We start from the raw sequence: 24,752 nt of genomic DNA, 5'->3' as shown, positions 1-24,752 counted from the left end.
CGTTAAGACTGGCTGCCTGTGCTGTCGATCCCGGCGGCAGATCATATCAAACTGTTGAAATCGATTACTTTTCCGACCGAATTACCAGGCCTGCCCAGGCTTGGGTGGCAGGCCGGCGACCGGGCACTAGATGATGTAATGCCGGAACCGGACCGTAGTGCGCGGCATTCACTTGTCGTCGCTTGTTGTCCGTGCCGGATCGTCAAGCTCTTGGGCTGTGGGGGCAGCGAGGATCGCTGTGAACGATCCAGGAGGCATCTGCGTAGACGGATGAACCGTCGCTGCGCGCTCTCCTTGGTCGAAGCCATCCTGAGATGAGGAGGCCACGATATGCGGAGGCTCATCGCCTCGATCTGCTTCATGTTGGCGCTGACCGTTCCGACAGCCGCTTTCGCCTATGTCGGACCGGGAGCGGGTCTGGGCCTGTTGGGCGCTCTCTGGGCGCTCGTCGCCGCTCTGGCCACGGCTCTTTCATTCATCATAGCCTGGCCGTTTCGCAAGGCCTTGAGGCGTCGGCGTGCGTCGCGCGGGATGAAGACCACTGAAAGGCGTGCCGGCCGGGCCGAAAGTGACGGCTCACGCGACGAAACCAGCCGCTGAGGCAGTCCGATGGGTCTCCTGGACATGCCATCGCCAGTCCTCTCGGCGCTGGACAATTGGCTGACGCCTTTTCTGCCGTCATCGGCCAAGCTGGTGCTTTGGGCGGCGCTCGGGGCCTTTCTCGGCATGGAGCTCTACCGGCTCCTTTCGCCGCAAAAGCGCATTGCGGAGATCAAGCTGGCATATGCGCGGGCGCAGCAGAGCGTTGCCGATTTCGAGGGCGAGTTCCAGGAAGCCTGGCCCCTTCTTCGCCGGATGCTGACGTTGGCGCTGCGGCGCGTGGCGCTGGTGTTTCCGGCAACCATCGCCGCGTCGCTGCCTTTGCTTCTGGTTGCCGTCTGGCTCGACAGCCGCTACGGCGACGTCTACCCGCCGCCCGACGCCCCGGTTGGCGTCACCGTATCCAACGACTTCGAGGGACGCTGGGTGAACGCAGGCGATGGCGTGCCGCACGCGCGGATCATCGACCGGGCAGGCTCGGCAGTCGCCGACGTGCCGGTGACGCAGGCGGTGTCGGTCATCCAGAAATGGCGCTGGTGGAACGTGCTGGTCGGCAATCCCGCGGGCTATCTGCCGGACGACTTGCCGTTCGACAGGATCGATCTTGGGCTGCCGCGGCAGCAGGTTCTTGGCGTCGGTCCCGCCTGGCTGCGCGGCTGGGAAGGTATCTTCTTCGTCGCGACGATCCTCGTTGCCCTGATGCTCAAGAGCGTGCGCGGCATCGCATGATCGGGACCAGACGCTCAACGAAAAGTCGTGGCGGGGTGGCTGGCCTGGAGGTCGATACGTGGACGGACGCGATCGGCCGGCTGTTGGAACGCTTTCCGCGTTTTTGGATCAAGGTGGGAAACTGGGAAACGCGGCTGCTTGCCGAGCAGCTCGATCATACCAGCGTGAGCCGGCCTATCTACATTGCCGGCCTTGCCCGCTCGGGCAGCACCATCCTGCTCGAATTGCTTGCAAGCCATCCAGACGCGGCCAGCCATCGCTATCGCGACTTTCCCCTGGTGCCTGCCCCCATGGCATGGAACTGGTTCGTCGACCGTGCCGGGCGCACCGAGCAGGTTGCGACCGAGCGTGCGCATCGCGACCGCATCAAGGTGACGCCAGAGAGCCCGGAGGCCTTCGAGGAGATCGTCTGGATGGCATTCTTCCCGGACCTGCACGATCCGTCGACGAACGCGGTCCTGGACGAAGCCGCGCGCCATCCCTGCTTTGAAGCCTTTTACCGGGATCATATCCGCAAGCTGCTCCTGCTGCGCAAAGCCAGCCGTTATCTCGCCAAGGGCAACTACAATGTCACGCGCTTGCGCTATCTGCGGAAACTGTTTCCCGACGCGCGCTTCATCGTGCCCATCCGCGATCCGACATGGCACATCGCGTCGCTGATGAAGCAGCACAGGCTCTTTTCCGAGGCGGGGAGCAGGGACGGCCGTGTCCTCAGCCACATGCGGCGCAGCGGACATTTCGAGTTCGGATTGAACCGCGTGCCGATCAATGTCGATGGCACGACCGCCGGCGAGATCGTCAGGCTCTGGAAAAGCGGCGAGGACGTTGCCGGATGGGCGACCTATTGGGCCTCGGTCTACGGATATGTGGCGGCGATGCTGGATGATCCGGCGATCGCAGGGAGCATGCTCGTCGTCCGCTACGAGGATCTTTGCAGCGATCCCGGCGGAGCGGTCTCGACGATGCTCAAGCACTGCGAGCTTGACGACCGCGGGCTCAGGCAGGCGGCGCAAGCGACCATCAGCTTCCCGGCCTATTACGAGCCATCGTTCACGCAAGCCGAGCGCAGCGAGATCCGCAGCCGCACGGCGGCGGTGGCCGGCCGGTTCGGATATGGGTGAGCCAAAGGCATGCTGATGGAGAAAATCGGATCTGCGCTCTTCGTGTTGATGATCGCCTTCCTCGCCTTCGTCGCGGGGGCAATGGTGGTCTTCGGCCGGGTATTTCCGTCGGAATTTCTTCGCGACGCCTATCGGGCCGGAGAAGCCCTGGTCCTGCAGCGGCAGATCATCGAAAATCCCGTCCTGGCCAATCTCTACCAGCCGGCCCGAACGCCTGCCCGCGGTGTCACCATCTATGACCCGAAGCGTGCCGAGCCGGGCTACACGCTCTATACGTCAGGCGACGACAATGTGGCGCGTCTCGTCGCGATGGACGGGCACGTGGTCCATGAATGGCGCCGCCCGTTCAGCGATGTCGCCAAGAACGGCGCGTTCAACAGGAAGCCGCAGCCCGACTCGCTCGTCTACATGGACAGGGCGGTCGTCTTTCCGAACGGCGACCTTCTGGTCATCTACATTTCGTCCGCCGACACCCCGTGGGGCTATGGCATGGTCAAGCTCGACAAGGACTCCAATGTGATCTGGAGCTACCTTGCTCCGGCCCATCACGACCTCGCGGTCGCGCCGGACAATCGCATCTACACGCTCACCAACGAGTTCGACTTCAACTCGGTCGCCGCTGCCCCGCAGCTCGACCGTCCCCACCTCAAGGATTTCGTGGTCGTGCTCTCGCCGGACGGAAAGGAGATCAGGAAAGTATCGCTGACGGATGCCTTCCTGCGCTCGCCCTATTTCTCGCTTCTGGCGGTCCTGCCCTATTTCTCTCTTGCCGACCCGCTCCATCCCAATACGGTCGAATATATCGACGCCGACAAGGCGAAGGCCTTTCCCTTCGCCGAGGAGGGCGACGTGCTGGTTTCCTTCCGTGACATGTCGCTCATCGCGGTCCTTTCCATGAAGACCGGCGAGATCACATGGGCGACGCGCGGCCCGTGGCTGGGACAGCACGATCCCAGAGTTCTGCCGAACGGCGACATCCTGCTTTTCGACAATCTCGGCGGCATCAGACACGGCAACAACTCCAGGGTGATCGAGTACGACCCGCGCTCATCGAGCGTAAAATGGAGCTATGCCGGCAGCGCCCAGCATCCGTTCTCCAGCGCGCTGCGCTCCGATGCCCAGCGTCTCGGCAACGGCAACACGCTGATCACCGAGTCCGACGGCGGGCGCATCTTCGAAGTCACACCCGCGGGTGATCTCGTCTGGGAGTTCGTCAATCCGATCCGCCGAGGCACCCAGGGCGAACTTATCCCGATCGTCAACGGCGGCGAGCGGATCGATCCCGCGATGTTCGATCCCGCGTTCCGCAAAACGCTCGATGGAGAACCGCGCCAGGCATCAAGATAGGGTCGTTACAGCTTGAGCGATTTGAAAACCCGGCGAGGCATCAGGCGGATCGCCAGCATGATCCAGCGCCAGAATGACGGCACATAGACGACGTCCTTGCCATTGAGGATGGAGTGATGGATGCGCTTGGCGACGGTTTCAGGCTGTGACCAGAGCAGGCCTTTCTCGAACCCCGCCGTCATCGGGGTGTCGACAAAGCCGGGCCTGATCGTGGTCACGCCGACACCCGCCTTGTAGAGCCGCTGCCGCAGACCCTCCAGGAACGTATCGACCGCCGCCTTGGCCGCCCCATAAACGTAATTGCTCTGCCGCCCGCGGTCGGCGGCCACCGAGGTGACGACGGCGATCCGGCCAGCTCCCTTGCGCTCCATCAGTTCCGACAGGCGGGTGAGCAACGCCACGGTGCTGACGGCGTTGGTCTGGATCTCCTGCACCGTCAGCCTTGCCGACGCCTGGCAAAGCTGCTGGTCGGGCAGGGTGCCGTGGGCCACCAGCGCCACGTCGATACCGCCGAGAGCATGCTCCGCCTGCTCCAGCACGGCGCGGTGCCGGTCCAGCTCGTTGACGTCCAGAACCTCGCATCCCGCGATCTCGGCGCCGCGCACGGCCAGGTCGTCGGCCGCCGCCTCCAGCCTAGCCTTGCGCCTTGCGACGAGAAACAGCCTGTCGCCATCATCCGCGAAGAGGCGGGCGGTCGCTTCGGCGATGGCCGAGGTCGCTCCGATGATCAGAACCCTACGCATTGGCCGCCCCCTGTCGCGTGTCGCCGGAAGTCACGCGTCGCCAGAAGTCTGACATGACAGCGGGATCGCGATAGCGCTCGAAACGATGCAGCGCCGGATAACCGCGCTCGAAGATCCTTGCCTTCATGCGGGCATCCTTGGCCGGGTAGACGGCGCCGCCCGCCTCGTCGGTGATCTCGTCCAGCGTATCGAGCAGGGCAAGCGTCGAGCGGCCGCGGTCCGGAAAATCGAAGGCAAGCGTCGTTCCCGGTCTCGAAAAGGACAGCCAGCCCGGCGGCTTGCGGTTGCCGAACACCTTCAGCACGGAGAGGAACGATCCTTCCTGAGCCCGCGCCACCCTGGCGATGATCTCGCCGATCGCGGCCCCGGCCTGGTCTTGCGGGATGACGCACTGATACTGGTAGAAACCCTTGCGGCCGAACAGCCGGTTCCAGTTCGGGACGGCATCGAGCGGGTAGAAGAACGGCTCGTAATGGGCGATGGCGTGCCGGCGGCGCGGCCACCGGTAGACGGCAGTGTTGAACAGGTCGACCGCGGCCCTCGGCAGCAGCGAGACCGGGGGCGTGAACGGCAATCCCGGCTTGCGGCGGGAAGGCGCGTCGGCATGATGCCCGGCTGCGTGGTTGCCGCGGAAGAACAGGCCCCGCGCCCCGCCCGGTCCTGGTGTGAGGGAGTCGATCCAGGCGACCGTATATTCATAGGCATTGTGCGAGGCGCGGCTGAGCTCCAGGAACTCCTCGACGCGCGAGAAGCGCAGGCTCTCCACCTCTATCGCCGGCCCCTCGATCCGCTTGAGCGCAATCTCGGCCCAAAGGATGACGCCGGTGAGCCCGAGCCCGCCGATGGTCGCGCCGAACCAGTCGGCATTCTCGCGCGGCGAGCACGGGAGCCGGCTGCCGTCGGAGCGCAGGAGCTCGAAGCGCCGCACATGATGGCCGAAGCTTCCGGCCCAGTGATGGTTCTTGCCGTGAACGTCGTTGGCGATGGCTCCGCCGACCGTCACCTGCTGGGTGCCCGGCGTCACCGGCAGAAACCAGCCTTCTGGGACGAAACGGCCAAGTATGTCGGACAGGAGAACGCCGGCCTCGCAGCGCAGGACACCGGTCTCGGCGTCGAAGGAGATGAAGCGGTCGAGGCCGCGAAGATCGACGAGCGTGCCGCCGCTGTTCAGGCAGCTGTCGCCGTAGCTGCGCCCGTTGCCGTAGGCCAGGAACGGACCGCCGCCTGCCGGGAGTTGCACGTCGCGCCAATGCAGCCGGACCGCGCCTTGCGTGCCCGGCGCCGGCGGCCGCCCCCACGACCGGTATCGGCTGTTCCGTCCCATCACATGGCCAGCCAGATAACGCCGCCGCCCAGGACGGCGAACGCCAGGCTAATACGGTCGCGCGCGGCGAAGACCAGCGGGTCGCTGCGCATCTCGCCGCGGCAGGTCTTGAGCCAGATCCGCGTCACCCAAAAAATCAGAAGTGGCACGAAAACCCAAAGAAGGCCGGGGCGCGCATAGGCGATGAGGACCTGCGGCGTGCTCAGATAGAGGGCAAGCACGAGAGCCGCGACATAACCTGCGCCCACCCCCATGCTGTTGAGCATCTGCAGGTCGGCGAGCAGGTAACCCCGGCCCAGGCTCGCCTTTTTGCCGTGTTCCTGCATCAGCATCAGTTCCGCGCAGCGTTTGGCGAATGCCAGGCTGAGGAAAATGAAGATGGAGAAGGTGAGCAGCCACTGGGAAAGCGGAATGCTCGCCGCCGCGCCGCCGGCGAAAATCCGCGTCGTGTAGAGCAGGGCGAGCGTAACGACGTCGACCGCCTCCAGGCGCTTCAGGAAAAAAGTATAGGCGAGCGTGACCACGTAGTAGATCGCCAGCACGGCACCGAACTTCCAGGGCAGGAATGAGCTCAGCACCGCGGATCCCGCCAGCAATGCCGGGATAAGCACGAACCCATGCGCGATCGGGAGGCGGCCTGAGGCAAAGGGCCGGCCGCGCTTCTCGGGATGGCGGCGGTCGTCCTCGATGTCGACGATGTCGTTGAGCAGATAGACGCTCGAGGCGCAGAGGCTGAAAGCGAGAAATCCGGTCAGAAGCGCCACGAGCGCCTCGGTGTCTGTGAATCTCAAGGCGGCGATCAACGGCGTGAAGAGAAGCAGATTCTTCAGCCATTGATGCAGGCGCAACGCCTGAATATAGATGGCCAGCGTCGGTTTCCTGCGCGGGAACACCTCGTCCACATGCGCGTGGGCAAACGCCCAGTTGACCGTGCGCGGCGACGCGTTGACCACCGTTGCAAATCGCGCGGCGCGCCAGATCGGAAAGTCCGCCGCCGCATTTCCGGCATAGTCGAACCCATCGGCGCCAAAGCGGTCGCGCAGGGCGGCGAGCTTGTCATGGCTCGTCAAGTTGCGTTTTCCGTCGCTGGCAAAGACCTCCTCGAACAGGCCAAGCTGATGCGCGATCTCTCGAGCAAGGGATTCATGCGCACCGGTGGCGAGAACCAGCCTGCGGCCGCGGGCCTTCTCTTGTCTCAGGTGATCGATGAGCGGCCGGTTGAAGGGCAGGGCGGAAAGGTCAAGCGCCACCCTTTTTGTGACTTGCGCCTTGAAGGCTGCCTTGCCGCTCATGAGCCACAGGGGCAAAAGCAGGATCGACAGGAACGACCGCTTGACCAGCGCGATGACGGACTCCACCAGCAGGTTGCTGTGGATCAGTGTTCCGTCGAGGTCGACGACGAGGGGAATCGACGATTTTGTGACGCGCTGTGGTTCATCGGTCTTCGGGACCGCTTGGAGACGCTGCATGAGGGCTCTTTCTCTCTGACGTGTGCCCCGAACCTGCCGCTATCGGCCCCGGAAAGGCTTCGATAGCTGACCAGGCGCCCAATCCGAGCGCCACTGCGAACCAGAGCGTGGCGAGTCGAACGATGGTGGTCGTTGCAACGGCCTCGGGGGCCGATGCTCCGGCGTAAGCAAGAAAAGAAATCATGACGATTTCGGTGCTGCCCAGCCCGCCGGGCAGGAAGGACAACGCACCGGCAAGCATGGCTACCGCATAGATGCCGACCGCGGCCAGCGGCCCGATGTTGAGACCGAGCTCCCTGGCCACGATGTATGTGCCGAAGCCTTCAGCGCCCCAGGCCAGGAGGCCCAGAAGCGTTCCGACGATGGCCAGCCGAACCGTCATCATGGACCGGACGTCGCGAAGAAACGTCGTCGCGGCCTTGGTCAGAGACGGAACGAGCCGTCCGGGCAAGAACGCGGAAAGCCGGTCGAGACGCGCAATCGTGGCGGGATGCTGGGCGACGATCAGCGCCGCCACCAGCGCCGCGCCGAGCAGGCCGAACGAGCGGGCGACGGCGCCGGAAGAGGCCACGATGAACATGGCAAGCACGCCGATCGCGACGAGGTCGAGCAGTCGTTCGTTGTAGAGGGCCGCCAGGCAACGCCTGGCGCTGACGCCGAACGGCCTGAGATAGAAGATGCGCAGGGCCTCACCGACTTTCCCCGGTGTCGTCGTCAACGCAAATCCCGTCAGATAGATCAGGAAATGCCGCGACGGGGGCAGCGCGTTCGAGGACGGGGAAAGCATCAGCGACCAGCGCCAGAACCTGAGCGCGTAGTTCACCAGCGACAGCGCGAGAACGACGGCCAGGACATGCAAGTCGATCGCGGCCATGCTGGCCATGACCTCGCCGAAGCCGACGCTTGAAGAAAGCATCAGATACGCGGCGAGAAAAATCATGATCGTTGGGACAAAAAGACTTCGGGCGCGAAGTGTGTTTTTGCCCTGTTCGCTACTCAGCATATGCACGCGCTCCGGAACTCGGCGGTTTCGTGTGCGGATCTTTATGGCTGGGCCGTGAAGCAAGCTTCCGGAAACCGGCCGGACTTTGCACCCGTGTTTGGTCGGAGAGTCCATCTCCGGGCCAGGGGCGGTGACTGCCTTTATGATCGGTGCGGTCTGCTACAGCCGGTGCTTCGACTCAGGCTTGGGTGAGAACGCAGCAGATTCTGCAAAGTTCCAGACGCCGCTTGCCGGCCTTCCCGGTCGGGCAATCAGAGGGCAGGGCGCTTGGCTATGGCAAGGCCGATGCCGAGCGCGATCATCGCGCCGCCGGATGCCTCGCGCAGGCGGCGTATCACGCCCGAGCGCCCGGCCGCGCCTTCCCTGATGCGGCTGGCCGCAGATGCGACCACGACATCGGCAACGGTGTTGAGCGTCACCGATATGAAGCCGAGAACCAGGAATTGCAGAGCGACATGGCCGGCGCCGAGGTTCACGAACTGCGGAATGAAGGCCAGGAAGAAGGCGGCCGTCTTCGGGTTCAACGCCTCGACCAGCACCCCTTCGCGAAAGGCTCGGCCCGCGCCGACCGCGGGCGCCTGCGTGCCGTCTTCGGCCATCGTCTTTGCCTCGCGGCGGGCGGACTGGAAGGTGCGGAAGCCGAGCCAGACGAGGTAGACGGCGCCGATCAGCTTCAGCGCGGTGAACAGTTCCGCGCTCGCAAGCACGATGGCCGAAACGCCCAGGCTGCCGGCAAGCACATGGACCATTCCGCCCAGGCCCGTCCCGAAACTGGAGGCGATGCCTTCCGCGCGTCCTCCGGCGAGCGTGCGCGCGGCGACGTAGAAGATGCCTGGTCCCGGCGTGATGGCGAGCAGGAACGCCGCGGCGAGATACAAGGCGAACTGGGTCAGATCCGGCATGATGATGACAAGTTACGAAAGTCGAGGGGCGGGTTCACGATGGGATGAGAGCGGCGATCTCGCGGTCGGAAAGCCGGTCGCTCGCCGCCAGTCCGGACGCGACACCGGCCCGATCGGCCGCGTTGCGATTCTGGCTCATCTTGCGCTTGCCTTCGAGCCTTGCGATCGGCATGCGCAGGCCGACAATGCCTTTGAGTTGCGCCTGGATGAAATCCGGTGGCGCGTCCGACACGGTCCAGGGCGAGGCGCGCCCACTTTCGTGGAGATTGGTCAGGCGCGTGACGACCTCGAGCAGCCTGTCGGCATCCTCGAAGAATTCGACCGGCCCATGAGCATGTATGGCGATGTAGTTCCAGGTCGGCACCACCTTTCCGGTTTCCTGCTTGGTCTGGTACCAAGCAGGCGTCACATAGGCGTCCGGCCCCATGAAGATCGCCAGGCCATCGCCCAGCGGCGGAACACGCCAGTGCGGGTTTGCCTTCGCGACATGGCCATAGATCACGCCATGCTTGCCCTCGCTCTCGTCGAGGAGAAGCGGCAATGGCGTCGCCAGCGGCCCTTCCGCCGTGGCGGTGACCAGCGTCGCCAGCCGCGCCGCGCGGATCGCGGCCACGAGGCTCTCCCTGTCGTCCTCGCGGAAGGCGGGCGGTATGTACATGGCGAAAACTCCTTGCTTTGCATGGCAAGATGCCGGGAATCTGGCTTGCTTTGAATATCCAGTTTTGAAGGTTTTTGGTGGTCCAGTTGGAGCAGGATGGTACCGCGCGCCGGATCATCGCGGCGATCAAGGCGCAGATCCACAGTGGCGCCTACCGGCCCGGCGACCGCCTGCCGTCGACGCGGGCCTTCGCAGCCGAAAGGGGCGCGTCGCGAACCACGGTGACGGCGGCCTACAACCAGCTCGACGCGCAAGGCTACCTGATCATCCGGCAGGCGCGCGTGCCATCGTTGCCCCAGGACTGGAGAAAGCGTCGGCTGAGGCCCCCGTCGCGGTCGCTTCGCCGCGCAACCTCTCGGCATTCGCCCGCCGACTGCTGACTCTGCCTCCGCCGGCGCAACAGCAGCCGGCCAAGGTCGCGGATTTCCGCTATGGCGACCTGTCCGGCGCGGACTTCCCGGTGCTGGCCTGGCGGCGGGCGTCGAACAAAGCCGGGCTCGACGCGGAGGCGCTACGGTGCTGGCGACTGTCTTGGCCGAGCACCGCTGACGAATTCAAAGATCTAGAAGATCTCGCCTCTAGAAGATCTCGTTTGTGATCTGCCTTACCGGTCCAAGCAGGATCGAGCCGGTCGGCACGCCGTTGTCGATCGGGATGGCCCGGCGCTCGGGCATGTCGGCCATCGGCTCGCCGATATCGGCCGTCACGACGACCGGGGTCTTGGTGGGCACGCGGTCGTAAAGGTCGATGATGTCCTGGTTGATCAGTCGCACGCAGCCCGACGAGACCGACTTGCCGATCGACCACCATTCGGGCGAGCCGTGCAGGCGATAGAGCGTGTCCTGATTGCCCTGGAAGAGGTAGAGCGCACGCGCCCCGAGCGGGTTCTTCAAGCCCCCAGGCATGCCGCCGTTCTTGGCGCTGTATTGCGTAAGTTCCGGCTGGCGCGCGACCATCTCGCCCGGCGGCGTCCATTTCGGCCACTTCTGCTTCCACTGCACCACGGCATCGCCCGACCACTCGAAGCCGGCGCGGCCAAGGCCGACGCCGTAGCGGATCGCCTGGCCACCCTCGCGCACCAGGTAGAGGAAGTGGTTGGTGGTATCGACGACGACCGTGCCTGGTCGCTGTCCGGTCGGATCGGGAACAATCTGGCGCAGGAATCTGTGATCGATCTTGTTCACGGGAATCGCCGGCAGGTCGAAGCCGTTGTCGGACATCGGCCCATACATCGTCTCGTAGTCGCCGAGCGGCGGCTCGACATAGGCCGGCGGTGGCGGCTGAACAGGTTCGGGGCCTGGACCGGTGGTGGTGCAGGCAGAGACCGCGGCCGAAGCGGCGCCGAGGGCTGTGAGATTGAGGAAGCCGCGGCGGCTGATGCGGAAAGAATCGTCTGACATGGGTGCCTTTTCTAGGACTTGACTTGCAAGAAAGCATGAACCCGCAGGCTGGCCGCCGGCAGCTCCAATAACAGTCGGCCGTGATAGGCGGTTCCAATTCTGGCCTCAGGGTGGACAAACGAAGGCGAAGCTGTGACCGCGACACATCTGTTGCGCTGCAGCAACAGCAACCTCATGCGCCTGCCAAAAGGCCTTCGAGCGAGGGCAGGATAAGCCCCGGCGGAAAGTCCTGGTATTCGTCCGGCTGGTTGGTGCGATTGATCCAGACGGTTCGGAAGCCGAACTTGGCGGCGCCCGCGACGTCCCAGCGGTTGGAAGACTGGAACGACACCGCCTCTGGATAGAGCCGCCAGCCGGTGACCACCATATCGTAGACCGAGGGGTCGGTCTTGAAGCGTTTGATCTCGTCGACCGAGAAGACGTCGTCCAGTATCTGGTCGAGCGCGGCTGATTTCACCGCCGCCCGCAGCATTTCCGGCGAGCCGTTGGACAGGATCGCGAGCTTTGCTCCCGATGCTTTCAATGCTTTCAGCACCGCCGGCACTTCCGGATAGCAATCGAGCCGCCAATAGGCTTCCAGCAGCCTGGCCCTCAACGCCGGATCGGCCGAGGGCACCTTGCGCAGCGCGAAATCCAGCGCCTGCTCGGTGAGCTGCCAGAAATCGGCATAGGCGCCCATCAGCGTCCTGACCCAGGAATATTCGAGCTGCTTGGCGCGCCAGATCTCTGAGAGCAGCTGGCCGTCCGGTCCGATCTCGCCGGCATGGCGGCGCACGGCCGCATGCACGTCGAACAACGTGCCATAGGCGTCGAAGACATAAGCCGCATGGTGCATGGGAGAAGTTTTGCGGCGCGCGGGCCTGCCGTGCAAGCACTGATTGCGGTCAAGTGCCTCTGGCCTCAACGATTTTTCCCGATGTCGGTTGACGCAGGCCGTCAAAGCATCGTCCTATGGCGGTCTGAATTCATCCATATGGACGGCAAACGATGACACTGGCGGCGGCGGCGCAGTCCGCGACATGGACCTATGTGGACGGCGACTGGTATGAGGGCAACGTCGCCATTCTCGGACCGCGCAGTCATGCCATGTGGCTGGGCACCAGCGTCTTCGACGGAGCCCGCTGGTTCGAGGGCGTGGCGCCCGACCTCGATCGCCACGCCGCGCGTGTCAACGCCTCGGCGATCGCACTCGGTCTGAAGCCCTCCGTGACCGCCGACGAGATCGTCGGGCTGACCTGGGACGGCCTGAAGAAGTTCGACGGCAAGACCGCCGTCTACATCAGGCCGATGTACTGGGCTGAGCATGGCGGCTACATGGGCGTGCCGGCCGATCCATCTTCGACCCGTTTCTGCCTCTGCCTCTATGAATCGCCGATGATTCCGCCTTCCGGCTTCTCGATCGGCGTCTCGCCGTTCCGGCGGCCGACCATCGAAACGATGCCGACCAATGCCAAGGCCGGTTGCCTCTACCCCAACAACGGCCGCGCCATCCTCGAAGCCAAGATGCGCGGCTTCGACAATGCCCTGGTGCTGGACATGCTGGGCAATGTCGCCGAAACCGGCACTTCCAATATTTTCCTGGTCAAGGACGGCCATGTGATGACGCCGGCGGCGAACGGTACGTTCCTCTCCGGCATCACCCGCTCGCGCACCATCAACCTGCTCGGCGACTACGGCTTCAGGACCACCGAAAAGGCGCTCTCGATCCGCGATTTCCTCGAAGCGGACGAGATCTTCTCGACCGGCAACCACTCGAAAGTGGTGCCGATCACCCGGATCGAGGACCGCGATCTTCAACCCGGGCCGGTGGCCAAGAAGGCGCGCGAGCTCTATTGGGATTGGGCGCATTCGACTTCCGCTGCCTGAGCGGATAAAAAGGCGACCGGCGCTTCGTTCCGGAGTTGCCCCAATCCATTCCAGACCTATCTTAGTCCGGTAGTTGCACCGGACTTTTTCCTGAGGGAGTACCATCCATGGCTTTTGAGTTGCCCGCTTTGCCCTACGACTATGAGGCCCTGCAGCCTTACATGTCGAAGGAGACGCTGGAGTATCACCACGATAAGCACCACAAGGCCTATGTCGACAACGGCAACAAGTTGGCCGCCGAGGCTGGAATGGGCGACCTGTCGGTCGAAGAGGTCGTGAAGCAGTCCTTCGGCAAGAATGCCGGGCTGTTCAACAATGCCGCCCAGCACTACAACCACATCCACTTCTGGAAATGGATGAAGAAGGGCGGCGGCGGCAACAAGCTGCCGGGCGCATTGCAGAAGGCCGTCGAAAGCGATCTCGGTGGCTACGACAAGTTCAAGGCGGATTTCATTGCCGCCGGCACCACCCAGTTCGGCTCTGGCTGGGCCTGGCTCTCGGTCAAGGATGGCAAGCTCGCAATCTCAAAGACGCCGAACGGCGAGAACCCTCTGGTCCATGGCGCTTCGCCGATCCTCGGCGTCGACGTGTGGGAGCACTCCTACTACATCGACTACCGCAACGCCCGGCCGAAATATCTCGAAGCCTTCGTCGATAGCTTGATCAACTGGGACTATGTCCTGGAGCTCTATGAAAAGGCGAAAGCCTGATTATTTGACGAAAAGCCCCGGCATGCCGGGGCTTTTCTTTATCTGCCAACACAGGAGATTGATCACGATCGGGAAAATCGTGACGGTGCGCGGGGAATATTCCCGCCGCCAGGTCCGTTAACGTGCAGAGCAATTCCAGGAAAAGTGTGGAACGGTTTTCCGTCCGGAATTGCGCCAACAAGTGGATAGAGCATTTCACCGTTCACGGTGAAATGCCTTAGTCGCGAACTTTCTTCACCACGGAGCCAGTTGAATGAGAAAGCTTGTCCTCGCCATCTCCATGCTTGCTTTTGTCGGTTCGGCCGCCCTTGCCGATCCGATCCAGGATCGCCAGGCCCTGATGAAGGAGCGCGGCAAGCTCGCCGGCCAGTTGGTGAAGGTGGTCAAGGGCGAGGAGGATTTCGACGCGGCCGCCGTGCTGACGACGCTGAAGGCGCTGCAGGCCAATGCCGAGAAGTTCGATGCCGAGAAGCTCTTCCCCGCCGGCAGCGACAAGGGCGATACCACGGCCGCGCCGAAGATCTGGGAAGACAAGGCCGGCTTCAATGCGGCCGAAGACAAGCTGCTGACCAACGTCAAGGCCGCGGTCGCCTCGCCGCCGGCCGATGTCGACGCCTTGAAGACGCAGCTCAACACGATCGGCGGCGACTGTGGCACCTGCCATCAGAGCTACAGGATCAAGAAGGGCTGACCGCCGGCCATGGCCTGGCTGAAGAAGCTTGTCGGCGCCGTCGTCGTGCTGGGCGGCGCCGGCGCGGTCGCCGGCTGGGCGCTGTCGGCACCCGTCAGGCTTGATGCCGGAACCCTTGCGCAGCTCAGCCCCGGCGACGCCGGCAGGGGTAAGCGCATCTTCTATGCCGGCGGCTGTACCTCCTGCCATGCCAAACCGGGGTCCAAGGGCGATGCCCGCCTGGAGCTTGCCGGTGGGCTGGAACTGAAGACGCCGTTCGGCACCTTCGTGCCGCCCAACATCTCGCAGGATGCCAAGGACGGCATCGGCGCCTGGAGCGAGGAGGATTTCGCCAACGCCATGCTGAAGGGCGTTTCGCCCTCCGGCGAAAACTTTTATCCGGCCTTTCCCTATGCCTCTTACGCGCGCATGAAGGCCGCCGACATCGCCGACCTCTATGCCTTCATGAAGACGCTGCCGGCAGTCGCCGGCAAGGCGCCTGGCCATAAGCTTGCTTTCCCCTTCAATATCCGTCGCGGCATCGGTCTCTGGAAGCGGCTCTATCTCAGCCCCGAGCCGGTGATCGCCTTGCCCGACGGCGCGGCGGACAAGGTGCTGGCAGGCCGTTATCTGGTCGAAGGACCCGGCCATTGCGGCGAATGCCACACCCCGCGCGACTTTGCCGGCGGCGTCAAGAAGGCCGAGTGGCTGGCAGGCGCCGTGGCCGCCGAGGGCTCGGGCGTCGTGCCCAACATCACCCCGCAGGGCGGCACCAAGGACTGGTCGGAGGCCGACATCGCCAACTATCTCGAAACCGGCTTCACGCCAGATTTCGATTCCGTCGGCGGCGCCATGGTCGACGTGCAGCGCAACATGGCGCAATTGACGGCCGGCGACCGTGCCGCGATCGCCGCCTATCTCAAGGCCGTCCCGCCGCACCCCAACGGCTATCCCGCGCGCAAGCCGGCGAGTTAGACTGCCCCTGTTATGGGTGGCGGTCGCCGAGGAAGTCGAAGCCGTTTTCGAAAAAGTGGTTGTAGTCGCAGGTCAGCTCCTCGCCGGGCGCGATGTCGCGCAGCGCATAGGTTTCCTCGGGTGAGGAGACGTCGCAGTTCGGCTCGTCAGCGTGGTTCATGTAGCGCGCGTCGTCCGCCTCGAAGACGATGTAGTTGGGATCGCGCCGGTCGGGATAGGAATAGCGGTCGAGATAGGACTTCACCGGGCCGCTTTCGCTCTCATAGGTGTCGACGGGAATACATCGGTCGAACCTTGGATCGAGCTTCCAGATCAGCGTGCCGCGCGGAATGTGATGCTTGGCGAAGACACCGATGCCCTGGATAGGCGATTTGTCGAGATAGACGTCGACGAGCAGCATGGCGAACCCTGGCGAATGGACAACCCCCGCGACCCGCAAGGCCGCGCCTGAAGGACGGCGAATTGCGTAGCGCGTAGCCGTCGCAATTGCGAGTAAAAATCAGACCCTGCCTGTTACTTTCAAGGCATAGGCGTAGATATACGCGATCTCCTCCAGCCGCGAGAACCGGCCGGAGGCGCCGGCATGGCCGGACTCCATGTTGATCTTGAACAGCACGGGGTTGTCGCCCGCCTTGCGCTCGCGCAGCCGCGCCACCCATTTGGCCGGCTCCCAATAGGTGACGCGCGGGTCGGTGAGCCCCGCCAGCGCCAGGATGGGCGGATAGTCGAGCGCCGCGACATTGTCGTAGGGCGAATAGGCCGCGATCGTGCGGTAGTCGTCGGCCGACGCGATCGGGTTGCCCCATTCCGGCCATTCCGGCGGTGTCAGCGGCAGGCTGGCGTCGAGCATGGTGGAGAGCACGTCGACGAACGGCACCTCGGCGACGATGCCGCCAAAGCTTTCCGGCGCCATGTTGGCGATCGCCCCCATCAGCATGCCGCCGGCCGAGCCGCCCTGGGCGACGATACGATCGTGCCTTGTGTAGCGTTCGGCCACCAGATGGCGAGCGCAGGCGATGAAATCCGTGAACGTGTTCATCTTGTGCGCCCGCTTGCCATCGTCGTACCAGCCATAGCCTTTGTCCTTGCCGCCGCGCACATGCGCGATGGCGAAGACGAAGCCGCGATCGACGAGCGAGAACCAGTTGGTGTTGAACGCCGCCGGCACCGTGATGCCGTAGGAGCCATAGCCGTAAAGCAGGCAGGGCGCCGACCCGTCGAGCGGCGTGTCGCGGTGATGCAGGAGCGAGATCGGCACCAATTCGCCGTCGGCGGCGGGGGCCATCAGCCGGCGCGTGACATAGCGCTCCGGATCATGGCCTGAAGGCACTTCCTGTGTCTTCAAGAGCACGCGCTCGCGGGTGCGCATGTTGTAGTCCAACACCTGTGCCGGCGTCGTCATCGACGAATAGGTGAAGCGCATCACCTCGGTGTCGTATTCGTAGGAGCCGGAGAGGCCGAGCGAGAAGGCCTCCTCGTCGAAGGAAATGAAATGCTCCTCGCCGTTCGAGCGGTCGCGCACGACGATGCGCGGCAGGCCGTCCTTGCGCTCCAGCCTGACCATGTGGCGTTTGAAGCCGAGCACCGACAGGATCAGCCGGCCCGGCTCGTGCGCCACCAGCTCCTGCCAGTTGGCACGCACCGGATTTTCCGCCGGCGCGGTCATGATCTTGAAGTCCTTGGCGCCGTCTGCATTGGTGAGGATGAAGAAGACGTCGCCGCCTTCTTCCAGATCATATTGCAGGCCGGTCTCGCGCGCCGCCACCAGCGTCGGCTCGGCGAACGGCTCGCTGGCGCTGAGCAGCCGGTATTCCGAAGTCTCATGGTCGTTGATGCCGATCATGATCCATTCATTGGAGCGCGTGCCGCTGACATCCATGAAGAAGCCCGGATCGGTTTCCTCGTAGATCAGCCGGTCGTTTTCCGGCTTGTCGCCAAGCGCATGGAAGAGCACTTTTGACGGGCGGTGATTGTCGTCGAGGCGCGTGTAGAAGAAGCCGTCGTCGCCGGCGTTCCACACGCCGCCGCCACCCGTATCGGGGGTATGGTCGGCCAGCTCCTTGCCGCTGGCGATGTCGCGCACGCGCAGCGTGAAGAATTCCGAGCCCTTGTCGTCGAAGGCCCAGAGCAGCTTGCGATGGTCGGCCGAATGGTCGACGCCGCCGAGACGAAAATAGGCTTTGCCTTCGGCTTCCGCGTCGCCGTCGAGCAGGATCTCGTCGGCGCCGCCGTCGCGCGGCGTGCGGAAGTAGCGCGGCTGCTCGCCCCCCAGCCGGAAGGACGAGCCATAGGCATAGGGGCCGTCCTTCATCGGCACCGTGGAATCGTCTTCCTTGATGCGCCCCTTCATCTCGGCGAACAGCTTGCTCCGCAGCTTGGCCGTGTCGGCCATCAGCGTCGCCTGGTAGGCGTTCTCGGCCTCGAGATGGGAGCGGATCGCGCCGTCGAGGAGCGATGGGTCCCTGAACATCGCCTGCCAGTTGTCGGCCCGCATCCAGGCATAGTCGTCGGTGCGGGTGATGCCGTGATGCACATCGAAGACAGGGTGTTTCTCGGGCCGCGGCGGGTTGGCGGTCGGGAAGGCGGCCAAGAAGCTGGAAGGTCTGGTCATCACGTCTCGCAATTTGCTTGAATGGCGAATGAACACGCCGCTCAGCAGTGGTTCAAGGGGCAGGGCTCAGGGTGGTCTACACAAGATAAGTCGAAGGGGGAAAAGATGAAATCCTATGTTCGCGCCGCGGCGGCCCTTGCTGTCGCGTCGGCGGTCCTGGCCTTTTCCGGCCAGTCTCATGCAACCGCGTTCGCCGCCTGGCAAGTGGCGGCGTGCCGTTCGGCGACACGCTCAACGCGCGCAAATATCCGTCAAACTCGTCGCAAAAGCAGGCGGCCTATCCGAACGGCACCGTCTTGCAGGTGACCGGCCGCTGCACGGGCGGGGTAGACTTGCTCGACATTGCCGGTCAGCCGCAATGGAAGCAGCGGCAGGCGATCCGCTATCGCTGGTGCGAGGTCTGGCACGGTCCGGCGCACAATGGTGATTTCGTCACCGGCTGGGTATACGGCAAGTACATCGCGCCCTATTGAGAGCTCGTCGCGGCCAACTGGTTGCTTTCACGCGCGAAGAATATCCGCGACCTGCGATCTGCAGGATTCTTCGTGCAGGCCGCCACAGGCGGCCAAGCATTAGTCAAGCATCAAGAACCATTTATAGGCTCGCCTGAGGTGTAAAAGCAGGCCTAACGCTACGTGAGGTCGCGCTGGTCCGGCCAGAAAAATCTCGCTAAGTTACACGGCGCACGAATTTTTGAAGCTGAATCGGCAATATTTGATGAATATCGCTCAATATAATTCAATAGGCGAATTGACTTACTTGCAGCACAGCGTCATTAAGATGACGCGACGCGAATCGCAGGGGCTTGCCTGCATGAAATTCGCGCGATGCCCGATCTCAAAAAAGGGCACAGTCTAGAAACAAACTCTCGTTGGGGCCTGAGCACAATGGATATCGTCGAAACACCTTCAAGCAATAGTGACGCGCTGATCGAGCTGACCGCCGATGTTGTCGCGGCCTATGTCAGCAACAACCCGGTGCCGGTCGGCGAACTGCCGAACCTGATCGCCGACGTCCATGCCGCGCTCGGCCGCGTCGGCGGCACGGCGGAGCAACCGTCGGCCGAGAAGCAGAAGCCGGCCGTCAACCCGAAGCGCTCCGTGCATGACGACTACATCGTCTGTCTCGAAGACGGCAAGAAGTTCAAGTCGCTGAAGCGCCACCTGATGACCCACTACAACCTCACTCCGGAAGAATACCGCGAGAAGTGGGGTCTGGACGCCAACTATCCGATGGTCGCGCCCAACTACGCCGCTGCCCGTTCGCAGCTCGCCAAGAAGATGGGCCTTGGCCGCAAGCGCAAAGGCCGCTGACTAAAGCATGTCTCCCGAAAGTGGGAACCGGTTTCGGGACAAAGACATGCATAAAATCAAAAACCTAAAGCGCATCGAGCGAATCTGAAAGATCGCGACGCGCTTTAGCGCAACTCTTTATTCGACAGTTCGACGGCGTCCTTCAGGGCGCCGTTTCGTTTTTTGTGGAAGGGCGGGAAGCCGTGCTCAGGCGGTCTGCTTCAAGGCGGCATCGGCGTCGCGCTTGATGCGCTTGACCATCGAGCGAAGGCCATTGGCGCGCTGCGGCGACAGATGCTCGTCGAGGCCGAGGTCCTTCAGCGTCACTTCCGCGTCGGTGTTCTGGATTTCACTGGCCGGCCGCCCCGAAAACAGCGCCAGCATGATGGCGACGAGGCCGCGCACGATGTGGGCGTCCGAATCCCCTTGGAAGCTGATCACCGGATCGATGCCCGGACCCTGCTCGGTCGTCAGCCAAACCTGGCTGACGCAGCCCGGCACCTTGTTGGCCGCGGTGCGTTCGGTCTCGGGAAACGGCGGCAGCGCCTCGCCGAGCTCGATCACGTAGCGGTAGCGGTCCTCCCACTCGTCGAGCAGGGAGAAGTCGTCGCGGATTGTTTCGATCGAGGTCGTCATCGCCCGGATATAGTGACCCGGCGCCGCCACGTCACGTAAAAAGAAAGACGCCGCGGGCGTCGAGAGGTCGGACGGGCCCGCGGCGTTAGAGCAATTCCAGTAAAAGTGTGAACGGCTTTCCGTCCGGAATTGCGCCAAAACTAAAGAAGCCGAGCGAACGGCCGAAAAGGAATCTCAGTTCTTCATCACCGGGATGTTGACCTTGGCGGGCAGCACGATGCCCTCGGCGACGCTGCCGGTGGTCTCGGCGGATGTTTGCGCCACCTTCGTCTCGGACGCGGCCGCCTTTTCCGACTGCTGGTCGTCAAGCATGGCCGCGGCGATCTTGGCGGTTTCCTGGGCGCGGACGGTAATGGTGTGCATGGCCGATTTGCCGGTCTCACAAACGTCCGGCTTGCGCTCGCAGATGCCGGCAATGTCGCCGACCGCCTCGCGCGCCGCAAACAGCGCCTGGATCGGTCCGACCGCCTCGCGGCCATCCTCGTCGGGGCCGACGCTGAGCGGCAGCGCCAGAAGCACCAGCGAAAACCAGAAAGCCATCCTGATCAGAAAGCCCATCTCAAACCTCTCGTCCGTGACCGGATCACGCATCCGTCGGCAATGACCTCTTTTATGGGCGGGATAGTGGCACAGCCGCGCAAAAGGCGGCTTGCGCCGAAGCCGCGAATTTTCTTCAAATTTTAGATAAATTCGAAAGGAACGGTTTTCGAGTTTGGTTTCACTCAAATCTCATCGATTGCATTAAGTTTACAATAACCATCTATATACCTGTTTTCAAAGGAAAATTTCGGATTTGTCCGCTGCCGACGCGAGCGTTTCGGCAGTCGTCGCGCGCTGGTCACGGCTAACGCTCTATTTACCATGGCGGCAGATCGACGGGCTTTGCGGCGCCGGCATACCAATATTTGTCGCGGGCGGGGCGCTCGCCTGGTCAGCCTTATCCATTCCTTAAACGCTGGGTGCGAGTTTCAAGCCAATCAAGAGCCACCTGCAAAGCAGGGCAGTTTCACGACCGGGTACGAGTGCGTTGAGTTCGATTACGGCCAGATACGTTCATCTGCCTGGCGCGGTTGCCGCCGCCTGCGAACGCATGGTTCACCCGACCGTCACGGGCGAGGCCGAGCGCCTGCGTCAGCGCCGCTTCATCGGCGTCATGCTCGCCGCTCCCTTTCTCGCCGCGGGCGCTGCGGTGACACTGGTCACCTCCAGTCTCGGCGCGGCCGTGACCGTGGCCGCGATCTTCGCCGCCTTCGGTCTGTGCTGGTTCGCAGCACTTCTGGTTGCCGCCACTGGCCACATGGCACTCGCCGGCCGCGCGGCGAACGCGATGGGTGGCCTCGCCCTCGCGGGTGCAATAGCCGCGGCAGGCGGTCTGGCCTCGCCGGTTGCGCTGCTTGCCGTCGCTTTGCCGGTCGAGGCCTGGTGGGTCACGGGATCGCGCCGCGCAGCACTTTCGGGCGCGCTGGCGGCGATCGCCGCCTTTCTGCTGCAGCCTTTCGCGAACCAGTTCTTGCCGCTCGACGCGACCGGCATCGCTGCCTGGCACTGGCTACTGCCGCTTGCCTGGGCGCTCACGTTGTTGCCGCGCGCGGCCGTCTTCGCCAATCCGGCCCGCGCGCGCCAGGCAGAGCCCGCGGCCGACCGTCTCGAGGACATCATCGACGCCGTCGTGCTGCGCGTCGGCCGCCAGGGCGAAGTGCTCGACGCCTCAGTCAAGGCGCGTTCCATTCTGAAGCTGGCGCCGGAGCTCCTGCTCGGCACGGGCCTGTTCGAGCGCGTCCATCTTTCCGACCGCGTCGCCTATCTCACCGCACTCGCGGACATGCGCGAGGGCGCTCCGAAGCGCCGGCTCGACCTGCGCATCCGGCTACCGCGCGACGGCGGCGGCTCGGCCGACAATTTCCGCCCGTTCCGCCTGGAATTGATGCGCGGCGAGCTCGAACCGGACGTCTTCACCCTCGTGCTTCGTGAGAACGACGACGTCGCGGCGCTACGCGAAGAGCTTGCCTCGGCGAGAGATGCCACGGCCGCTGCCGAAGTGGCCAAGGGCCGTTTCCTGGCGGTGGTCAGCCACGAGTTGCGGACACCGCTCAACGCCATCATCGGCTTCTCCGACATGCTGCTGCACGAGATGTTCGGCGCTTTCCGCGATCCGCGGCAGAAGGAGTATGTCGGTCTGGTCAGGGAGTCCGGCCAGCATCTTCTGTCCGTCGTCACCTCGATCCTCGATGTTTCGCGCATCGAGGCCGGCGCCTATACGACGGAACTCGAGCCGTTCCGCTTCGTCGAGGCGGTCGACATGTGCCGCTCGATGATGCGGCCGCTGGCGGAGGCCAAGAGCATCGCGCTCGGCGCGCAGATCGCGCCGGACACAGGCGAGATCAATGCCGACCGCCGCGCCGTGCAGCAGATCCTGATCAATCTCGTTTCGAACGCGGTGAAGTTCACGCCTGACGGCGGCAGTGTGTTGATCGGCGCCAAGCGTGTCGGCTCGCGGCTGCATTTCTGGGTGAGCGACACCGGCATCGGCATCGCCGAGGAGGACATGGCCAATCTCGGCAAGCCGTTCATGCAGATCCAGAACGACTATACGCGCCGTTTCGAGGGAACCGGGCTCGGCCTGTCGCTGGTCAAGGGCCTTGTGGCGCTGCACGAGGGCACGATGTCGATCGAGAGCGCCCCGGGCGAGGGCACGACGGTGACGATCAGCCTGCCGGTGAACGGACCGAAGCGGCGCTCGGGCACACCGGTCGGCGTGCTTCCGGTGCCGGTTGCAAGGCCGAAGGGGGATGCAAATGGGGACAGCAATGGCTCGCTCCGCAAGACGGCCTAAGGTGGTCGAACCCGAGCGCGGCGTCCTTGCCGAGGGCGCTGTGGCAGTTGGCCAGATGATCTCGCGCAATCCGGTTCTGGTCGGTGGCTCGACCGCCTTCCTGGTGACGCTCTTCTACGTTTCGGCCAACGCGCTCTGGTATCAGCCTTTTCCGCATACCGGCGCCTTCTTCGCCACCAGGAGCATCGAGAATTTTCCGCACGCCGTCTCCGACGAGCCGGAGACCACCATCAACATCGTGCGGCAGGCGCCGCAGCCGGCTCCCAAGCCCGACCCGGTGGTCCAGCAGGTGCAGGGCATATTGAAGGATCTCAATTTCTATGACGGCACGGTCGACGGCCTCACGGGCCCTGCGACGCGGAAAGCCATCCAGGCCTACCAGCTGAAGGTCGGCTTGCCGGCATCCGGCGAGGTCGACGGCGCGCTGCTCGATCAACTCGGCGCCAGGCAGACGACCGCGGCCATTCCGCATCCGGCGCCGCGGCCGGCAGACGGCGCAGCGGCGCAGGCCGCCAAACCGGCGGCGATCTCCGCCCCGGCCAATGGTGCAACGCAGGCGCCTGACGCCCGAATTATCAAGATCCAGGCCGGCCTGAAGGCCTTCGGCAATGACGGCATGCAGCTCGATGGCGTCGTCGGCGCCCGCACCAAGGCGGCGATCAAGGAGTTCCAGGCGCTGTTCGGCCTGCCGGAGACAGGCGAGCCGGACGAAGCGGTCTACGCCAAGATGCGCGAGATCGGGCTGACGAACTGAGCAGGGATTTTCTTCTGCTGTTGCCAGTGGAAGGCCGACGAGCAGGATGGCGCGTAAAATCGGAGCCAAAGGTTCCAATAGCTGACATCTATTGCTAACTGTAGTCCTGCTCAGGCAGGAGGTCGCCAATGCCCAATTACGCCCTTACCGACCACTATGAGAACTTCATTCGCAAGCAGGTCGAATCCGGCCGTTACAACAATGCCAGCGAAGTTGTCCGCGCGGGCCTCCGGATGCTTGAGGATTTCGAGGCGGAGCGGGAGAAATGGCTGCGCGGCGAGATACCGTCCCGTCTTGCCGAGCTTCGGCAGAATCCCGCGAAGGGCATCCCGGCAGACGCCGTTTTCTCCGAGCTGGAAACGCGCCACCGCGCTAAGCTGGCGAAAGCCAAGTAAGGATGGAGCATGAGGTTGTTTTCCATCCTCAGGCGAAGGTCGAGCTAGAAGAGCTTTACGAGCATATTTCGGAACGCGCTTCGCCCGCTGTTGCGTGGAATTTCGTTGCCGGCATTCGCGATCATTGCCGCAGCCTCTCGACATTTCCAGCGCGAGGTACCGAACGGACCGAGATCATGCCGGGTCTGCGTATTGTCGGCTACCGCCGCACCGTATGGCGGGCGGAACATCACACCGGAGCTGTTCGAAGAGCGGTAAGCCGACTCGCACGAGCTTGCTTCTGCGAGTGGCACCAGGCGGCGATGACCGTTCCTGTTTTGGCCTCAACGTTGTAAGGAACCGCGCATGTCGTCTGGAATCCTGCCATGCGCGTAACCACCGATCTTTGGGTGTCGGCCCTTGTGCGCCGTGTCTTCGCTGCCGGCGGCTTCGCCGCCGTGGTCAAGCGCGGTGCGACCGAGGCGGGCGCCGTCTTCGTGCTGTCGCGCGGCCGGATGAGGGAGGCGGCTCTTTACGGACCGGCGCCGCAGACGAGCTACGATTCGGCCAAGCCCGACGAGCGCTTCTTCACCTTGCTCGATTCCGGCGACGATGCTGCGGCATTCGATGCGCGGCTCGAGAAGGAAAAGCGATTCGATCCGGACATCTGGGTGGTCGAGATCGAGGCTGGCTCCGTTCCGGTCGAGGAACTTGTTTCCGTCAAGGCGGAATAGG

Annotated in this window: 28 protein-coding genes; 16 read left to right on the top strand and 12 right to left on the bottom strand. The window is 63.7% G+C overall.

What is annotated here, in order from left to right:
* Positions 1-330 precede the first annotated feature (330 nt).
* Genes P9236_RS03035 through P9236_RS03020 form a run of 4 tightly spaced genes read left to right on the top strand, consistent with a single transcriptional unit; the run spans position 331 to position 3,797 of the window.
* Entirely contained in the window at positions 331-600 is a 270-nt protein-coding gene (locus P9236_RS03035; protein WP_278073121.1) for a hypothetical protein, read from the top strand.
* A 24-nt stretch (positions 601-624) separates the two neighbouring features.
* Complete coding sequence (locus P9236_RS03030) at positions 625-1,329, top strand: hypothetical protein (protein ID WP_278073120.1); 705 nt, start codon at positions 625-627, stop codon at positions 1,327-1,329.
* 35 nt (positions 1,330-1,364) lie between these two features.
* Positions 1,365-2,450, top strand: a complete 1,086-nt coding sequence (locus tag P9236_RS03025) for a sulfotransferase (RefSeq protein WP_278073119.1) — start codon at positions 1,365-1,367, stop codon at positions 2,448-2,450.
* A 9-nt stretch (positions 2,451-2,459) separates the two neighbouring features.
* Positions 2,460-3,797: an arylsulfotransferase family protein gene (locus tag P9236_RS03020; protein ID WP_278073118.1), complete on the top strand. Its 1,338-nt coding sequence runs from the start codon at positions 2,460-2,462 to the stop codon at positions 3,795-3,797.
* 5 nt (positions 3,798-3,802) lie between these two features.
* Here the strand turns inward: P9236_RS03020 and P9236_RS03015 are convergent, their stop codons facing one another.
* The 6 genes from P9236_RS03015 to P9236_RS02990 all read right to left on the bottom strand — a co-directional run bounded on the left by P9236_RS03015 (position 3,803) and on the right by P9236_RS02990 (position 9,896).
* Positions 3,803-4,540, bottom strand: coding sequence for an SDR family oxidoreductase (locus P9236_RS03015; protein WP_278073117.1), 738 nt, complete (start codon positions 4,538-4,540; stop codon positions 3,803-3,805).
* Positions 4,533-5,864: an FAD-binding oxidoreductase gene (locus tag P9236_RS03010; protein ID WP_278073116.1), complete on the bottom strand. Its 1,332-nt coding sequence runs from the start codon at positions 5,862-5,864 to the stop codon at positions 4,533-4,535. Before P9236_RS03010 ends, P9236_RS03015 begins: the two co-directional genes overlap by 8 nt.
* Positions 5,864-7,333 (bottom strand): UbiA family prenyltransferase, encoded by a 1,470-nt coding sequence (locus P9236_RS03005; protein ID WP_278073115.1) that lies wholly within the window; start codon positions 7,331-7,333, stop codon positions 5,864-5,866. The genes P9236_RS03010 and P9236_RS03005 overlap by 1 nt, the downstream gene beginning before the upstream one ends.
* Positions 7,299-8,273 carry a lysylphosphatidylglycerol synthase transmembrane domain-containing protein gene (locus P9236_RS03000; protein ID WP_278073114.1) on the bottom strand — a complete coding sequence of 325 codons (975 nt, stop codon included), beginning with the start codon at positions 8,271-8,273 and terminating at the stop codon, positions 7,299-7,301. The genes P9236_RS03005 and P9236_RS03000 overlap by 35 nt, the downstream gene beginning before the upstream one ends.
* 314 nt (positions 8,274-8,587) lie before the next feature.
* Entirely contained in the window at positions 8,588-9,238 is a 651-nt protein-coding gene (locus P9236_RS02995) for a LysE family translocator (RefSeq protein ID WP_278073113.1), read from the bottom strand.
* Positions 9,239-9,272: 34 nt separating this feature from the next.
* Positions 9,273-9,896, bottom strand: coding sequence for an FMN-binding negative transcriptional regulator (locus P9236_RS02990; protein ID WP_278073112.1), 624 nt, complete (start codon positions 9,894-9,896; stop codon positions 9,273-9,275).
* Positions 9,897-9,982: 86 nt separating this feature from the next.
* Between P9236_RS02990 and P9236_RS02985 the strand changes: the two genes are divergently transcribed.
* Positions 9,983-10,276: a winged helix-turn-helix domain-containing protein gene (locus tag P9236_RS02985; RefSeq protein ID WP_278073111.1), complete on the top strand. Its 294-nt coding sequence runs from the start codon at positions 9,983-9,985 to the stop codon at positions 10,274-10,276.
* A 198-nt stretch (positions 10,277-10,474) separates the two neighbouring features.
* On the opposite strand, the gene P9236_RS02980 is transcribed toward P9236_RS02985, so the two are convergent.
* On the bottom strand, positions 10,475-11,296 hold the full coding sequence (locus tag P9236_RS02980; RefSeq protein ID WP_278073110.1) for a L,D-transpeptidase: 822 nt from the start codon (positions 11,294-11,296) through the stop codon (positions 10,475-10,477).
* Positions 11,297-11,468: 172 nt separating this feature from the next.
* Positions 11,469-12,131 (bottom strand): haloacid dehalogenase type II, encoded by a 663-nt coding sequence (locus P9236_RS02975; protein ID WP_278073109.1) that lies wholly within the window; start codon positions 12,129-12,131, stop codon positions 11,469-11,471.
* 152 nt (positions 12,132-12,283) lie between these two features.
* On the opposite strand from P9236_RS02975, the gene P9236_RS02970 reads away from it, so the two are divergent.
* The 4 genes from P9236_RS02970 (at position 12,284) to P9236_RS02955 (ending at position 15,517) form a co-directional block, all read left to right on the top strand.
* A complete protein-coding gene (locus tag P9236_RS02970; protein ID WP_278073108.1) occupies positions 12,284-13,162 on the top strand; it encodes a branched-chain amino acid aminotransferase in 879 nt (292 codons plus the stop codon).
* Between the two features lie 107 nt (positions 13,163-13,269).
* Positions 13,270-13,872, top strand: coding sequence for a superoxide dismutase (locus P9236_RS02965; protein ID WP_278073107.1), 603 nt, complete (start codon positions 13,270-13,272; stop codon positions 13,870-13,872).
* 253 nt (positions 13,873-14,125) lie between these two features.
* Complete coding sequence (locus P9236_RS02960) at positions 14,126-14,563, top strand: cytochrome c (RefSeq protein ID WP_278073106.1); 438 nt, start codon at positions 14,126-14,128, stop codon at positions 14,561-14,563.
* Positions 14,564-14,572: 9 nt separating this feature from the next.
* On the top strand, positions 14,573-15,517 hold the full coding sequence (locus tag P9236_RS02955) for a cytochrome c (protein WP_278073105.1): 945 nt from the start codon (positions 14,573-14,575) through the stop codon (positions 15,515-15,517).
* 10 nt (positions 15,518-15,527) lie between these two features.
* Here P9236_RS02955 and P9236_RS02950 read toward each other — a convergent pair whose 3' ends face one another.
* On the bottom strand, positions 15,528-15,917 hold the full coding sequence (locus P9236_RS02950) for an SET domain-containing protein-lysine N-methyltransferase (RefSeq protein WP_278073104.1): 390 nt from the start codon (positions 15,915-15,917) through the stop codon (positions 15,528-15,530).
* A 99-nt stretch (positions 15,918-16,016) separates the two neighbouring features.
* Positions 16,017-18,128 carry a S9 family peptidase gene (locus tag P9236_RS02945; RefSeq protein ID WP_278073103.1) on the bottom strand — a complete coding sequence of 704 codons (2,112 nt, stop codon included), beginning with the start codon at positions 18,126-18,128 and terminating at the stop codon, positions 16,017-16,019.
* A gap of 212 nt (positions 18,129-18,340) precedes the next feature.
* On the opposite strand from P9236_RS02945, the gene P9236_RS02940 reads away from it, so the two are divergent.
* Together P9236_RS02940 and P9236_RS02935 are read left to right on the top strand one after the other, a co-directional pair.
* Positions 18,341-18,601, top strand: a complete 261-nt coding sequence (locus P9236_RS02940; RefSeq protein ID WP_347405166.1) for an SH3 domain-containing protein — start codon at positions 18,341-18,343, stop codon at positions 18,599-18,601.
* A gap of 414 nt (positions 18,602-19,015) precedes the next feature.
* On the top strand, positions 19,016-19,441 hold the full coding sequence (locus P9236_RS02935; RefSeq protein ID WP_278073102.1) for a MucR family transcriptional regulator: 426 nt from the start codon (positions 19,016-19,018) through the stop codon (positions 19,439-19,441).
* A 186-nt stretch (positions 19,442-19,627) separates the two neighbouring features.
* Here the strand turns inward: P9236_RS02935 and P9236_RS02930 are convergent, their stop codons facing one another.
* Both P9236_RS02930 and P9236_RS02925 read right to left on the bottom strand, forming a co-directional pair.
* Entirely contained in the window at positions 19,628-20,056 is a 429-nt protein-coding gene (locus P9236_RS02930) for a SufE family protein (RefSeq protein ID WP_278073101.1), read from the bottom strand.
* A gap of 174 nt (positions 20,057-20,230) precedes the next feature.
* Entirely contained in the window at positions 20,231-20,614 is a 384-nt protein-coding gene (locus tag P9236_RS02925) for a DUF5330 domain-containing protein (protein ID WP_278073100.1), read from the bottom strand.
* A 532-nt stretch (positions 20,615-21,146) separates the two neighbouring features.
* Between P9236_RS02925 and P9236_RS02920 the strand changes: the two genes are divergently transcribed.
* The 5 genes from P9236_RS02920 (at position 21,147) to P9236_RS02900 (ending at position 24,751) form a co-directional block, all read left to right on the top strand.
* Positions 21,147-22,889, top strand: a complete 1,743-nt coding sequence (locus P9236_RS02920; RefSeq protein ID WP_278073527.1) for a PAS domain-containing sensor histidine kinase — start codon at positions 21,147-21,149, stop codon at positions 22,887-22,889.
* Positions 22,864-23,643, top strand: a complete 780-nt coding sequence (locus P9236_RS02915; RefSeq protein WP_278073099.1) for a peptidoglycan-binding protein — start codon at positions 22,864-22,866, stop codon at positions 23,641-23,643. The genes P9236_RS02920 and P9236_RS02915 overlap by 26 nt, the downstream gene beginning before the upstream one ends.
* Before the next feature lie 128 nt (positions 23,644-23,771).
* The gene (locus tag P9236_RS02910) at positions 23,772-24,038 is read left to right on the top strand and encodes a type II toxin-antitoxin system ParD family antitoxin (RefSeq protein ID WP_278073098.1); all 267 of its coding nucleotides are present in this window, start codon (positions 23,772-23,774) and stop codon (positions 24,036-24,038) included.
* A 2-nt stretch (positions 24,039-24,040) separates the two neighbouring features.
* Positions 24,041-24,373, top strand: coding sequence for a type II toxin-antitoxin system RelE/ParE family toxin (locus P9236_RS02905; RefSeq protein WP_278073097.1), 333 nt, complete (start codon positions 24,041-24,043; stop codon positions 24,371-24,373).
* A gap of 30 nt (positions 24,374-24,403) precedes the next feature.
* A complete protein-coding gene (locus P9236_RS02900; protein WP_278073096.1) occupies positions 24,404-24,751 on the top strand; it encodes a DUF1491 family protein in 348 nt (115 codons plus the stop codon).
* Position 24,752 lies beyond the last annotated feature (1 nt).

It is taken from the genome of Mesorhizobium sp. WSM4884 (assembly GCF_029625675.1).
Taxonomy (GTDB): Bacteria; Pseudomonadota; Alphaproteobacteria; order Rhizobiales; family Rhizobiaceae; genus Mesorhizobium.
Note: the sequence above shows the minus strand (reverse complement) of the source record. Positions and strands in the feature narration are given on the sequence as shown.